14 protein-coding genes and 1 pseudogene are annotated in these 13,728 nt (G+C 46.1%); 9 read left to right on the top strand and 6 right to left on the bottom strand.

Going from position 1 to position 13,728, the window contains the following annotated elements:
- Positions 1-17: 17 nt before the first annotated feature.
- The 3 genes from BN3277_RS08945 to BN3277_RS25490 are packed head-to-tail and all read right to left on the bottom strand — an operon-like array spanning position 18 to position 1,533.
- A complete protein-coding gene (locus tag BN3277_RS08945; protein WP_059041932.1) occupies positions 18-902 on the bottom strand; it encodes an IS3 family transposase in 885 nt (294 codons plus the stop codon).
- A gap of 20 nt (positions 903-922) precedes the next feature.
- Positions 923-1,264: a helix-turn-helix domain-containing protein gene (locus BN3277_RS08940; protein WP_059040846.1), complete on the bottom strand. Its 342-nt coding sequence runs from the start codon at positions 1,262-1,264 to the stop codon at positions 923-925.
- A 59-nt stretch (positions 1,265-1,323) separates the two neighbouring features.
- On the bottom strand, positions 1,324-1,533 hold the full coding sequence (locus tag BN3277_RS25490; protein ID WP_187380052.1) for an AlbA family DNA-binding domain-containing protein: 210 nt from the start codon (positions 1,531-1,533) through the stop codon (positions 1,324-1,326).
- Positions 1,534-1,700: 167 nt separating this feature from the next.
- On the opposite strand from BN3277_RS25490, the gene BN3277_RS25020 reads away from it, so the two are divergent.
- The 7 genes from BN3277_RS25020 (at position 1,701) to BN3277_RS08910 (ending at position 11,407) form a co-directional block, all read left to right on the top strand.
- On the top strand, positions 1,701-1,916 hold the full coding sequence (locus tag BN3277_RS25020) for a hypothetical protein (RefSeq protein ID WP_082691388.1): 216 nt from the start codon (positions 1,701-1,703) through the stop codon (positions 1,914-1,916).
- Between the two features lie 343 nt (positions 1,917-2,259).
- Positions 2,260-4,455 (top strand): glycoside hydrolase family 3 N-terminal domain-containing protein, encoded by a 2,196-nt coding sequence (locus BN3277_RS08935; protein ID WP_059041931.1) that lies wholly within the window; start codon positions 2,260-2,262, stop codon positions 4,453-4,455.
- Positions 4,456-4,569: 114 nt separating this feature from the next.
- A complete protein-coding gene (locus BN3277_RS08930; protein WP_082691387.1) occupies positions 4,570-6,063 on the top strand; it encodes an ABC transporter substrate-binding protein in 1,494 nt (497 codons plus the stop codon).
- A 103-nt stretch (positions 6,064-6,166) separates the two neighbouring features.
- A complete protein-coding gene (locus BN3277_RS08925; protein WP_059041929.1) occupies positions 6,167-7,045 on the top strand; it encodes an ABC transporter permease in 879 nt (292 codons plus the stop codon).
- Positions 7,046-7,061: 16 nt separating this feature from the next.
- Positions 7,062-7,961: a carbohydrate ABC transporter permease gene (locus BN3277_RS08920; protein WP_059041928.1), complete on the top strand. Its 900-nt coding sequence runs from the start codon at positions 7,062-7,064 to the stop codon at positions 7,959-7,961.
- 87 nt (positions 7,962-8,048) lie between these two features.
- On the top strand, positions 8,049-9,809 hold the full coding sequence (locus BN3277_RS08915) for a sensor histidine kinase (protein WP_059041927.1): 1,761 nt from the start codon (positions 8,049-8,051) through the stop codon (positions 9,807-9,809).
- Complete coding sequence (locus tag BN3277_RS08910) at positions 9,806-11,407, top strand: response regulator transcription factor (RefSeq protein WP_059041926.1); 1,602 nt, start codon at positions 9,806-9,808, stop codon at positions 11,405-11,407. Before BN3277_RS08915 ends, BN3277_RS08910 begins: the two co-directional genes overlap by 4 nt.
- 369 nt (positions 11,408-11,776) lie before the next feature.
- Here BN3277_RS08910 and BN3277_RS08905 read toward each other — a convergent pair whose 3' ends face one another.
- Positions 11,777-12,025 (bottom strand): hypothetical protein, encoded by a 249-nt coding sequence (locus BN3277_RS08905; protein WP_059041925.1) that lies wholly within the window; start codon positions 12,023-12,025, stop codon positions 11,777-11,779.
- 283 nt (positions 12,026-12,308) lie between these two features.
- Positions 12,309-12,487 (bottom strand): annotated as a pseudogene (locus BN3277_RS26465) (ISL3 family transposase); the annotation flags it as partial.
- An 85-nt stretch (positions 12,488-12,572) separates the two neighbouring features.
- Between BN3277_RS26465 and BN3277_RS08900 the strand changes: the two are divergent.
- Positions 12,573-12,818 carry an AbrB/MazE/SpoVT family DNA-binding domain-containing protein gene (locus BN3277_RS08900; protein WP_232436368.1) on the top strand — a complete coding sequence of 82 codons (246 nt, stop codon included), beginning with the start codon at positions 12,573-12,575 and terminating at the stop codon, positions 12,816-12,818.
- The gene (locus BN3277_RS08895) at positions 12,815-13,213 is read left to right on the top strand and encodes a type II toxin-antitoxin system death-on-curing family toxin (protein ID WP_059041923.1); all 399 of its coding nucleotides are present in this window, start codon (positions 12,815-12,817) and stop codon (positions 13,211-13,213) included. Before BN3277_RS08900 ends, BN3277_RS08895 begins: the two co-directional genes overlap by 4 nt.
- Before the next feature lie 211 nt (positions 13,214-13,424).
- On the opposite strand, the gene BN3277_RS08890 is transcribed toward BN3277_RS08895, so the two are convergent.
- Complete coding sequence (locus BN3277_RS08890) at positions 13,425-13,718, bottom strand: helix-turn-helix transcriptional regulator (protein WP_059041922.1); 294 nt, start codon at positions 13,716-13,718, stop codon at positions 13,425-13,427.
- Between the last annotated feature and the right edge of the window lie 10 nt (positions 13,719-13,728).

Raw genomic sequence — 13,728 nt, 5'->3', positions numbered from 1 at the left:
ACCTAAGATAGACGCAGTTAAACGGCGATTTTAAACGCGTTTACTTCGTTTCTCTCCAATTTCGCTGCAAATTCAGTGGGAGAGTAGCCGTATAAACTCATGTGAATTCGGTGGTTATTGTAAAAGTCCATGAATTGGTCAAGAACATCGAACGCTTCTTCAAAACTCATAAAGACGTGCCGCTTGAAACACTCACGCTCCAAGATACTGTGAAATGACTCAATGTACGCATTTTTGTTTGGAGTTCGGTTCGGTGTTCTCTCATGGATCAGTAACTCTTTGTTGTTCTCGAAAAACTCTCTAAACTTGTGGCTCTTGAATTGTGGACCGTTGTCGGTACGTACAACCAGCGGCGTTTCTTGGCCGTACACGCCTCTTTTTAAGAGGGCTTTGTGTAGTGTGGTAAGCAGATCCTTCGTCTTGGACTCCTTACCGCGGTATTGTCCAACCACATTTCGGTCGTATACATCGATAATACTAGCGGTATAAAAGTAACGTTCCAGGCCGGCTATATAACCATATTTAATATCCATCTGCCACAGCTGGTTGGGTCCTGTAACCTCCATATTGTTGGCCAGACGGCGTGGATAAGACTGTTTAGGTTTTACCGACTTGCCTAGGATATCGAGATCCTTGCAGAGCCTGTACACCTTCTTCTTGTTAATCTTAAGATGATGCTGCCGGCGTAAGGCAATCGTGAGTTTTCGGTATCCATAGGCAGATTCCTCACCTTCCAGCAGCTTCATAATCAGGTGTTTAATCCGCGTATCGGCCACTTTCTTCCCATCAAAGGTATAGGAGTATCCAGGTACGGGACGCCCGCCTTGAGGGGCTTGTTTAGGATTCGTAAGCTTGAGCGAATAGTAATACGATGAACGCGGAACACCACAGATCTTAAGCACAGGAGCTACCTTGTAGCCCTTTAGGATCCATTTTCGGGCCACTTGAATTGGATGTGGGGATACTTTTTTTTTACAAGATCTCGAAGTATCGCGATCTCCAGTTCTTTCTCGCCAAGGAGTTTCGCTGCCTGTTCATATTTCTGCTCCCACTCTTGAGCTGTCTGTGGATCATTAAGTTGCTTTATGTTCTTTTTCTTACCCATGTTTATCTCCACCTCATCCCTATATTGTTTCACCCACTTGTACAAGGAATAGGGGGAGATTCCATGTTTACGAGCAGTTAAAGCTACATTCCCCCGGTCCAGTGCTTCCTCGACGACCTGTATTCTTAATTCGTCGAACTTGCTGTGCTGAACTCTCATACGGACTACCTCCAGCTATATTTATTGTATATTGTTTAGCCTGAAAGTGTCCAAAGTGATTAGGGGGCTTTATAGTGATCTTTGACTCCCCAAATCATAAAAGCATGACTTTTCCCATCCAAAGTAGCAGAATTACTCAAAGCAGATATATACTCTCCAATACTCTCAAAGTCCTTATTATTAAGTTTAAATTCTACCCAACCAGTTTCGCTCGGCAAACTACATAATTCTTTTAGTAAACTTCTTAAATATTCTTCTGCCCGACTCAAGACTATCACCTCACTCTACTTTCAAATTATTCTCATTATACATCATTCTTGACCAAAAATACCCAAGGTACACACCAATAAAACGAACACTTGTTCTTGTCCTGTGAATAAACTTCTGCTACGATGATTATAAAGTAGATTTCTATCAAATATTAGGAGGAATAACATTGGCAAAATTTTACTACTATAACAAGAATACTGATAGCAAAGGAAATCATGAGGTTCATACAGAAGACTGTTCCTACAAACCTGATGTATCAAATAGAGTATTGATCGGTTACGAAAACAATTGCCAATCTGCTATTCAGCGGGTCAAAAAGGATACAGGCAAAAATAATTTTGATGGCTGTTATTTCTGCTGTAATGATTGCCATATAGGGTAAACTTGCCTGCATTCAATTTAAAGAAATCTACCTACGAAAAAAGGCGACCAATTAAGGTCGCTTTTTCGATACTACATATGTAGGCGAACCGTGGCTGTGTAAAACCACAATTCGTCTTAGTGTATTGATTAGGTTACGGTACGCCAAGTAGCAGATCATAAAAAAGAGAGTTCTAAAGCTCTCTATGGGCTAGCTGCATCATCCCTTGCGTGGGGTGATCCTCTGCCAAATCAGTCTTTTCTGTACGCTTTTCTTATATCAACAAGTCGGTTTGCTTATAGATTGCAGCTCTGCTCCGTTCTATAGTGAGACCAAATAGAAAAATAGACGGGGGGAAATAATAATGGAAGATCAAAATAGAGCAGGTGCCTCCGCCTTTCCTATTGCTGAAGAGGACATACCTGCAGCTGTAGAACGTTTGTTAAGTCTCATGACCCTGGAGGAAAAGATTGGGCAGATGACTCAATCGGGGGGGTTGAATACGGACGCCATCGGCGGTCATGTCGAGGCGGATCCGTTATCGGAACAAATTCGCCAAGGAAAGATCGGCTCGGTGATCAACCTGGGGATGCCGGCCGAAGAGGCTCAGAAGCTCCAGCGGATCGCCGTTGATGAATCCAGGCTCGGTATTCCACTGCTGTTCTGTCAGGATGTCATCCATGGGTTCCAGACTATCTTCCCCATTCCGCTGGCCTGGTCGTGTTCCTTCGATCCGGAACTGATCCGTAAATCGGTACAGGCGTCCGCCAGAGAAGCGTCGGCGGTGGGAACGATGCTGGCTTACTCCCCGATGCTTGATATCGGCCGCGATCCCCGCTGGGGCCGGGTCGCGGAAGGCGCCGGTGAAGATCCCTACCTGGCCTCCTTGATTGCCACAGCCCAAGTGGAAGGCTATCAAGGAAGTGCATTGGATGAGGAAGGGAGCATGGCGGCTTGTCTCAAGCATTTTATCGGATATGGAGCCGCAGAAGGCGGCAGAGATTACAATACCGTCAGCATGGATGAAACAACGCTGCGAAATGTGTATCTGCCACCCTTTAAGGCAGGCATAGAGGCTGGCGCCGCCTCGGTAATGACGGCATTCAACGTCGTCAATGGAGTTCCGGCCGCGGGTAACCGGGCGTTGCTGGAGGACATGCTCCGCAAAGAGCTTGGTTTTGAGGGCATTGTCATCTCCGATTATGCCGCGGTGGAGGAAATGATTGCACACGGGGCAGCGGAAGACACCCGCGAAGCGGCCATTCGCACCGCCAATGCCACTCTGGATGTGGAGATGGCGACCTCTCATTTCAATCAACATCTGCCTGAAGCCGTTCGCTCGGGAGATGTTGGGGAAGCCGTCATTGATGCTGCCGTGCGCCGCATTTTAACCTTGAAATTCCAGTTAGGTCTTATGAGGAATCCCTACCGGCATTTTCGCCAAGAGGACGCAGAGAAGCTTATTTATTGCGTGGATCATCTGGCATTATCCCGCGAACTTGCCCGAAAGTCCATTGTCTTGCTGAAGAATAAGGGAGTCCTGCCGCTGGAAAAAGATAAAAAAGTTGCGCTCATCGGCCCTTTGGGCGACAGCAAGGATCTGCTCGGAACTTGGCAGTTCAGCCAATATGGGGAGAATACGGTATCGGTCCGGGAAGGGTTGGAGCAAGCCGGCTATAACGTATTGGTTGAACCGGGCACCCTTATTCATGACGAACTGCCGGGCGGAATGAAACGGGCATTAGCGGTTGCAAGGGAAGCTGACGTGGTACTTCTGGCTCTGGGCGAAGACAGCACGATGAGCGGAGAAGCCTCCTCCCGGCAGAACATCGTTATTCCCGAAGTTCAGTCGAGACTTGCCGAAGTCATTCGACAAACCCGCAAGCCGGTTGTTCTCCTTCTGACCAATGGCCGTCCCCTGCTGTTGGACTGGTTCGACCAGCACATGGATGCTATTCTGGAAACCTGGTTCCTGGGCTCCCAGGCAGGACATGCGATTGCGGACGTTCTATCGGGGGATTATAACCCGAGCGGCAAGCTGACTATGTCATTCCCCCGGCACACGGGGCAAATTCCGATTTACTATAATAGCTTAAATACGGGCAGACCATTCGTACAAGGAGTAGATAATCCTTTTACGAGCAGTTATCTGGACGGGCCCAACACTCCGTTGTACCCTTTCGGTTACGGATTGTCTTATACGAATTTTAACGTATCTGGTCTTCAGCTCGATCGGAATCGGATCACTGCCGGGGATTCACTTAAAGTATCTGTAACAGTTACCAATACGGGGGACCTCGCCGGGGAGGAGACGATTCAGCTATACATCCGGGATGTCGCCGCCAGTATCGTGCGGCCGGTCAAAGAATTAAAGGACTTCCGGAAGATCTTCTTGCAGCCGGGTGAATCCGTTCAGGTGACGTTTGAGATCGTGGAAGAACAGCTGCGGTTCTATGATCTGGAGGGCTGTTACAACTCGGAGAAAGGCCGCTTTCTCGTTTATGTGGGAACAGATTCGGATGACCGGAACCTGCTCGAGGGTGAATTTCATCTGATCTAAAGACAGGTAGCTTTCATGATAGAAACAGGTCAGTTTAGTTATAGAATCGCTAACCCATGAATCGATATACTGATGCTATCCAAACAACATAATCTTACTTAACGGGGTGATCGTATGAAAAAGAGAGTAGGCGCATTGGTCCTTTCTACCATGTTGACTCTCACGGCATTAACGGGTTGCGGCGGGAATAAGGAGGCTTCCGGCAACAATACAGGCGCAAAGGATACGGCTCACAAGGTCGTTATGGCCATCTCCGGGGAACAACAGCCCGGACAAGAAAGAGTAATGGCCGAGGTCAATAAAATTCTCAAAAAGGATCTGAATATGGAGCTTGAATTGATGATTCTCCCTTGGGGTTCTACGGATCAGCAAATTCAACTGATGTTGACGGGCACGGAACCTCTTGATCTTTTCCGGCTCGGATCGGGTGAGGCGGCTGGTTACATCTCCAGCGGTAAAATCGAGGATTTAGGACCGTTGATTGATAAGTATGGCAAGAACATCAAGGAAGCATTGGGGGAAGAAATAGCCAAGTCTGCCAATATCAACGGGTTCGTCTATGGGGTTCCGACTAACATCGAGCGGGACAGCACGCCATCGATTGAAATGCGCAAAGATTTGGTGGAAAAGTACGATATCGATATCACTCAGATTAAATCTCTCGAAGACCTGGAACCGATCTTTAACAAGGTTAAGGCGGGGGAGCCGAATATGACGATGCTGTTCGGCGCAGGCGGTGTAAATCAGCCGGCCACCCGGTATGGCGGCTTTGACTCCTTGGGCGGCTTCGGAGGCGTATTGGCCAATGACGGCTTGGAGAGCACTAAAGTAGAAATCCGTCCTGCGACGGAACAGTATAAAGCATCTTTGGATATTTTCCATGACTGGTACAAGAAGGGCTATATCAATAAAGATGCCCCGACTTCCCAGGACGAGCCTTCCGTCGTCATGAAAGCGGGCAACACATTCTCGACGATTGTCGGCTGGCATCCGGCTTATCAGAACAAGGAAGGTAATTATGACGTCGTCTTTGCTCCCTTGCGTGAGCACGTGCTGCATTCCGGTTCTTCCGGTTATGTAACCTTGGGCATTGCCCGAAATTCCAAAGATCCGGACAAAGCCATGCAGCTTCTTGATTACATTTATGGAAGTCCGGAAGTCATGAACCTCCTCAACTGGGGGATGGAAGGCACCGACTATGTCTACATCGATAAAGAGAACAATACGATCGGTTATCCCGAAGGTGTCAATGATTCCAATGCTGAGTATCACCTTAACCTGGGCTGGCAGTTGCCCAACCAGTTTATTGCAAGCGTATGGGAAGGCAGTCAGCCTGCAGATGTATGGGACCGTATGAAGGAATTCAATGATAAAGCCCCTAAATCCAAAGCCTTCGGCTTTATGTTTGATCCGAAAGGATACGAAGCTGAAATTACAGCGATATCCAATGTGAATGAGCAATACTCACGTTCCCTGGAATCGGGTTCCGTAGATCCTGACGAATATTTGCCTAAATATGTCGAAGCTCTGAAAAAAGCGGGAATCGAAAAAGTTATTGCGGCTCAACAAAAACAACTAGATGAATTTCTTGCGACAAAGCAGCCGTAACCCCAATCGTCAGAATATAGTCGCCTCAAAGCCGTTGAAACCGGCCTTGAGGCGGCTGTCTGAATAAGGAGGAGTTCCCGTGAAAGTACGTAAATGGGCGCCTATGTTTATTATGATGGCTCCAGGACTAATCTATCTTTTCATTAATAACTATATCCCGATGGCAGGTTTAGTCATTGCCTTTAAAAAAATGGATTTTCGCAAAGGGATTTGGGGCAGCGATTGGGTCGGTTTTGATAATTTTAAATACTTGTTCACTACCCCGGATGCCTTTGTGATTACCCGAAACACCATTTTGTACAATCTCGCTTTTATTATTGTGAATATCGTGGTGGGTATTATTTTCGCCATCTTCATCAGCGAGATGGTGAACAAACATATGAAACAGTTGTACCAAAGCGCTGTCTTGCTTCCTTTTCTGATGTCGATGGTTATCGTCAGTTATATTGTGTACGCGATCCTCAGCCCGGAAACCGGATTAATGAATAAGACGGTTCTGCCAATGGCAGGTAAGGATCCGGTTTCGTGGTATTCGGAAACGAAGTATTGGCCATACATTCTAATTATTGTAAACACATGGAAAGGTGTCGGTTACGGCTGCCTCATTTACCTTGCCAGCATTATCGGCATCGACCGCTCCCTATATGAAGCTGCGGATATCGACGGCGCGGGAAAGTGGGTCCAAATCCGGACTATTACCCTGCCGATGCTGCTTCCAAGCGTAATCACGCTGACACTGCTCAATGTCGGCCGCATTTTCTTTTCGGACTTTAGTTTGTTTTATCAGGTGCCGCAGAACTCGGGCATTCTATATAGTGTCACCAACACAATCGATACGTATGTATATCGCGCGCTCTTACAGTTGGGGGATACGGGAATGGCTTCCGCCGCCGGCTTCTACCAGTCTGTCATCGGATTCCTTCTGATTATAGGATGCAACTGGCTGGTCCGAAAACTTGACAGAGATAGTGCTCTGTTCTAATGGGGTGGTATAAATTATGCTAAATACGAGAGAAAATCGTGTGTTTCAAACGACTGCCCATATTGTGATGATGCTGGTCGTTCTGATCTCCGTGCTGCCTTTCCTTCTGGTGTTTATGTCCTCAATCACGGAAGAGAATTCTCTGATCGTTCACGGGTATTCCTTATTTCCGCAAAAGTTCAGTTTATATGCTTATGAATATATTGCACAGAAGGGCGATAAGATTCTGCGTGCTTACGGCATCACACTATTCATCACCGTTGTGGGAACCCTTGTCAACCTGCTGCTTACGGCTTTATTGGCTTATCCTCTATCACGCCGGGATCTTCCCGGCAAGAAATTCTTTTCTTTCTATGTTATTTTCACCATGTTGTTCAACGGTGGTCTTGTTCCGACTTACCTGATGTATGCAAATACGTTCCACATTAAAAATACGATATTTGCTTTGCTGATTCCTACGCTGCTGCTCAGTGCCATGAATGTGCTGCTTATGCGGACCTATTTCCGAACAAGCATTCCCGAAGCCTTGATCGAAGCGGCTGAAATCGACGGGGCCGGCCAGTTTAATATCTTTTTCTCCATCATTGTCCCCCTCGGGAAGCCGATTCTTGTAACATTGGGTCTGTTCGCCGCCCTGGGATACTGGAATGACTGGACAAATGGATTATACTATTTAACAGGAACCAAAGGGGAGGACCTCTACTCTATACAAAACTTCCTGAACAAATTGATTACGGATATTCAATATCTCGCGAATGCCCAATTCAGCGGCGGAGGTGCGCAGGCGGCCAAAATGCCGTCGGTATCCATACGTATGGCTATTGCCTTTGTAGCGATGATTCCGATCCTGGTGCTGTTTCCCTTCTTGCAAAAGTATTTTGAAAAAGGGATTACCCTTGGGGCAGTTAAGGAATAGGGAATGTTCAACCCCAGTTGAGTTTATACTTAACCAAATGCCTCTCCAGGCATTTGGTTAAAGCTGTTTTGGGGAAGGGTGAAAGAAGTGACAAATCGTAAACCACGAAAAGGAAAACCTATTGCTCAGTTGACAAAGCTAGTCGTTCTGCTGCTGTTTCCAGTTCTGCTTTTGAACATATTGGTCAGCCTTGTAACCATTACTTTTATAAGATCGGATACGAGGCAATATCTGGACAACATGACCGGCTTGTACGCTTCACGGATTAACGACAATTTTACAAATATCAATCGCCGCATGCTGACCATTCTCCTCGGGAGTCAGGGTACGGACAAGGATACCAATCTTTTCATCGAAACGATCGAAAATAGCGCCGACCAGATCGAGGTCAACTCTGCTATTCATGATCTACAGCTAAAATTTAACGATTATTTATTGGAATATGGCGATTACTACAATTTTTTTCTCTACTTTGAAGATAAAGAAACTTATGTTCCCTGCACCAGCGCCCTTTCCTATGAGGAGAGAAAACAGGTGCAAAAGGAGATCGTCTCCCTGATCGCCTCTGACCGTATCCAGGCAAGCTCCGCCAGCCAAAGCTGGAACAGGATTGCTGTCAACGGAAAGAAATATCTGGTCAAGCTGTATCGGTATAATAATAAATATATCGGGAGCTGGATTAGCGCGGAAGACCTGTTACGGCCTTTAAAACAGCTTGAGTTGGGAAAAGAAGGGTATGCTATGCTTGTGGGCGAAGACAATGAGCCTCTTACCGGAATCCCCGCCTCAGTAACTGCGTCCCGTTCTGCATGGCTTGCCAATCTGTGGGGACTTGGTGAAGGATTGCTCTCCAATAATCTGATTCTGGACCGCGCCTTTAACTCTGCGCCCTTCCGGATTCGTCTCTATATATCTAACTTTGGTCTGTTTGAGAAGGCGGTTACCATTCAACTGCTCTTATTTCTGCTTACCTTAATCACACTCCTCACGCTGCGGATCGTAGCCGTTTATCTAAAAAGGAATGTGCTAAATCCCATTCGTCACTTCACTCAAGTGCTTGAAAATGATAAATGGGAAGAAGATGAGTTTGGACCGGAAACCAGCAGAATCACTGAACTGGAATTCGCTAACGCCCGTTTTGCATTTCTGGCTGAACGGGTCAGAGCCTTGAAAATCGAAGTTTATGAGAAAGAACTGGAGAAACAGCGGGTCCAAATGGACTATATGCAGCTTCAGATCAAGCCGCACTTCTTTCTCAACTGCCTGAACTTCATATACCACATGGCTGATCTGAAGTTGTATCCTGATATCCAGACAATGGCCAGAACGACATCCGAGTATTTGAGGTATCTCTTCAAGAGCAAACTGGATTATGTATATGTCGAAGACGAGATGAATCATGTTAAGAACTATCTCGACATTCAGAAGATGCGTTACCGCTCTGCCTTCTCCTATTACCTGGAACAGGACCCGGATACGATGAATTGTCAGATTCCCCCGTTAGTTATTCAGTCCTTCGTCGAGAATGCAGTCAAGCATACGGTGTCCCTGGACCAACCGGTAGAGATCTCTGTCACGGTGTTTCCGGAAGAACGGGACGGCAGAGACTACGCGGCGATTTTTATCGCAGATACCGGTCGAGGCTTCGACGCCGATATTTTAGCTCAATTGGAGAGCGGAGAACTCCTCCCGAACGAGAACGGCATACGGATCGGCATAAACAATTGTCTGAAAAGACTGGATTATTTCTACGGGGAGGATGTGCAGACTACCTTTTATAACAGCCCCATCCGGGGAGCGGTCGTTGAAATTCATATACCACAGAGAAAGGAGCGCCCTAGAGCATGAACATTATAATCGTGGATGATGATGATTACATGATAAAAGGTATTCAGAAGGCCCTGGATTGGCCGGGACTTGGCTTCGAGGGTGTTTATACCGCTCATAATATCCGCCAGGCTAAGGTTGTACTGGAGAGCGTCCCGATTGAAGTCATGATCTGCGATATTGAAATGCCCCAAGGAAGCGGGTTGGATCTGCTGGAATGGGTCCGGGAACATCAAATAGAGATTGACACTATCTTCTTGACCAGCTTTGCCGACTTTTCTTATGCACAGCGGGCCATTCAATTACAGAGTCTGGAATATTTACTCAAACCCGTCGATTACTCGTTGCTGGAAGAAGCCCTTCACAGGGCTATTCGTAACATTACCTCTAGAATTAAGGAGCAGGAACACGAACAAAACAGCCTTTATTGGCTCAACAACCGGAAGCATATCGTAGAACATTTTTGGTGGAGCCTTCTGCTCGACAAAATAGCTGCCGACCCCCTCTCCCTACAAGAGAGAATCGAGAAGGAACATTTGAATTACAGGGAAGAAGACATGTTTATTCCTATATTGATTGATGTATTTTACAGGGACGATATTTACAATCATTGGGGGGGCTCACTGTTTGAATTCACTTTAAAGAACGCCGTGTCCGAGATCTTTGCATCCCCGATATTTACCGTTGAGAGTGTCATCCGTCTGCAGGAAAAGGTGTGGGCCGCCATTCTAAAATGTTCAGGTCCGCAGAATGATCCGCTGGAGGTCCGGCCGCTCTGCGAAAATTATATTCAGAAGATGAATCGTTATTTGAAGATGGATGTTCGATGTAATATTGGAGACGCCTGCGATATAAACGGGGTCAATCCGAATATCAAGAGTCTCCAAGCGATGAGTGCGGATAATGTAAACAGCAAGAACTGTACCTTTCTGTTGTGCGAATACCGGCACCGGGAAATCCCCTACAACAGCCCGTCCATGAACGTGTGGGAGTCGCTCTTGGCCAACGGGGACAGAGAAGCTTTAGAGCAGAACGCCGAGCTGTATCTGGACAACCTGGCAGCCCATAATAAGATTAATGCAGACACCTTGAAGCTGTTCCGTCTGGATGTGACGCAGCTTGTCTACTCCGAGTTGAAACGGAAGGAGATTCTCGCCCACAAATTATTCGCGAATCGGGGGAATCATGATGAATTGTACGAGCGGTCCATCCGGTCGGTCGAAAATATGAAGGTCTATGTCCGCCATTTGTTCAAATATGCATTACAATATACAGCTTTTGCAGAAAGCTCCCGCTCCGTTATTGATAAGCTGCTCGATTATTTGAACCAAAATTTTAACCAGGAGGTCTCCCGTAACAATCTGGCGGAAATTGTATTCTTAAATCCCGATTATATATCTAGACTATTCAAACGCGAGGTGGGCATGTCCATAGGAAGCTATCTGCTGAATAAACGGCTGGAAACAGCAAAGGAGCTGCTGCGTAACGGCTCACTTCCGATTAATGCGATTTCCATGCATGTGGGTTACAGTAATTTCTCCTACTTTACGAAAACCTTTCGCGAAGCTACCGGGGTCACCCCGAATGAATATCGCAAGCAATTCAGAACTTCATCCTAATCTTCTTCATCTCCGCCCTCTTCAATCCCCCTCGAGATAGCTTCTAAAGCTCTCTTGAGGCGGATACACCATCCCATGAGCAGACTAGGAAAGAGCCCATCCCATCACTCTCTTAACCTCCGCAACCAGCTTCTCCGCCGCTTTCCGATGAGTCACTTCCTAAGGGTGGAAATTAACGACGTAACCGTCCGCTTCCGACTGCATTTCAAACCTCATGGCTGAGATCTTCGTACCGCCCGTTTCTTTTGTATAATTGCCGACCGCTTGTTCAACAAAAGGATACAGTCTGTCTCATCATCCCGAGTGTACATAGGATGGCAGCGTTCGCATTATTGGTTCTAACCATCTTCAGGAATTCCACATACTGCTTCACGTAATCCGCCTGTCTGTCGGGGCCGTCCTGGTATAGCTGTCATCATTTGTTCCCAGATTCACGACGATCAGATCAGGTACAAACTTATTGAAGTCCCAGTTCAGAGATTGAGGCACTAGGGTGCCGTCAAACTTCCCTTCGGATTTGCCTACCTTTTCGTAGTAATCCGGAACGAGATGGGTGAGCAGCTTTTCGCCGTTTTCCGTATATCCTGAAATAATGCCGTAGCCGCTTAACGAAACCATGCTGTAATCTGCCTGAAGCTGCTAGGCTGCCAGATAAGCTTAGGTCTTCGTGACGTCTTCCGTGGCTGTGGTGAAAGTACCCGACACATTGTCATCGTCAACCCCATAACCGCACGTAATAGAATCGCCGATAAATTCAATTTGGTGTGCGTTTGCCGGAGTGGGCTTAATCCCCTCTTTCGCATTAACGGCGATCTCTTAAATCCCGACCGTCGACATGGCTGCCTCCGATAGTTTAATGACTCTAACGGTCACGTGTTGATCCGTGTCGCTTTCGAATGCCTTCCCAATTCCGCATCGTTTTCAACGTGTTTTGCACAGCCTCATGCTGGATCCCTCCCCCTTGCTGGCACCAACGGGCAAATCCAAGCTGGCCACTTCGAAACCCGGCGAATAGTCATACCAATGGGAGAAGGATTCTTTCCATTCCCATGCCTCGCGGAGGAGCGGAGAAAACAACAAAAATACCAATAACGATTGAATTGAAATTAAATTAATAGATACTGTATAATTGTTATAACAATTGAATATGAATAGGGTGATAGACATGGAACGAAAAGTAGGCAAGTTTGGCAACAGTTTGGGTATAACCATGACTGATGCACTCAAACAGATCGGATTAAGTCAGGGAGATACTGTTTTGATTGATGTTAACCAAGATACTGGAGAAATCATTATTAAAAAATCGAATAAGGTAGCTTTACCTGATGGAATCAGTGAAGATTTTATGGATACATTAACTAATGTAATCCAACAGTATGACCAGACATTGAAAAACCTTAAAGACCGATGAAAAATATACGTTATTTATCCGTAGAAGAGGTTATTGCTATTAATATTGCTATGATCCAACGATATAGTCCATCTGAACAAAAAGGCGTGAAAGAAGCAGGAATGCTTGAGTCGGCAATTCTTCGCCCTCTATCTTCGGCTTTTGAAAAAGATGCTTACCCAACTATTTTTGAAAAGTCAGCTGCATTGTTTGAGTCATTAGGTCAAAATCATCCTTTCTATAATGCTAACAAACGAACAGCCTTTACAGCCCTTGTCTTGTTTTTACGGTATAACAATTTACATTTAAAAATGGATGAGAAGTATGCTGAAGACTTTGTAGTAGATATGGTAAACCACAAATACACATTTGAAGAATTAACCAAAACAATACGAAAACATTGCGAATCTATTTAAGTACAGCGAAATTAAAAAAGAAACCTTTTAAGGTTTCTTTTTTAGTACTGCATATGGAGGCGAGGGGAGCCCTTACCCCTGTCCGAAGGCAACGCCACATAGGCTTCTACAGGTGTAGTCACGGTTTTGATGTCACCTGAAAGCATTGCAGAGCAATGCTAGCATCGTAAGCGATACTCGGACTCCCTGAATAAATAATTCACTACTTATTTTAGCCTACACTAGCGGATGCGGCCTCTTCTATTCCATGTAAGCTTAGTTTCATGCCCATAGCCATTGCTAACTTAAAAACGGTATCAAGGCGAGGAACAGTTCCCGCATTCTCGATGCGGGCAATTGACTCTTGATGGAGGCCCACTTTATCCGCCAACTCCTTTTGAGTCCATCCCAATTCTACTCTTCTTTGGTGGATGGCATTTACTAATTGCGCAACAGCTTCAAGCTCATTCATTCGAATTGGATCTATGGACTTTAACGTCTTCTTTTTTTCGCCCCAGCTATTCATGCGATCACTC

The sequence above is a fragment of the Paenibacillus rubinfantis genome (genome assembly GCF_001486505.1).
Classification (GTDB): domain Bacteria; phylum Bacillota; class Bacilli; order Paenibacillales; family Paenibacillaceae; genus Fontibacillus; species Fontibacillus rubinfantis.
The sequence above is the reverse complement of the archived record's forward strand: the minus strand, read 5'-3'. Positions and strand labels throughout refer to the sequence as shown.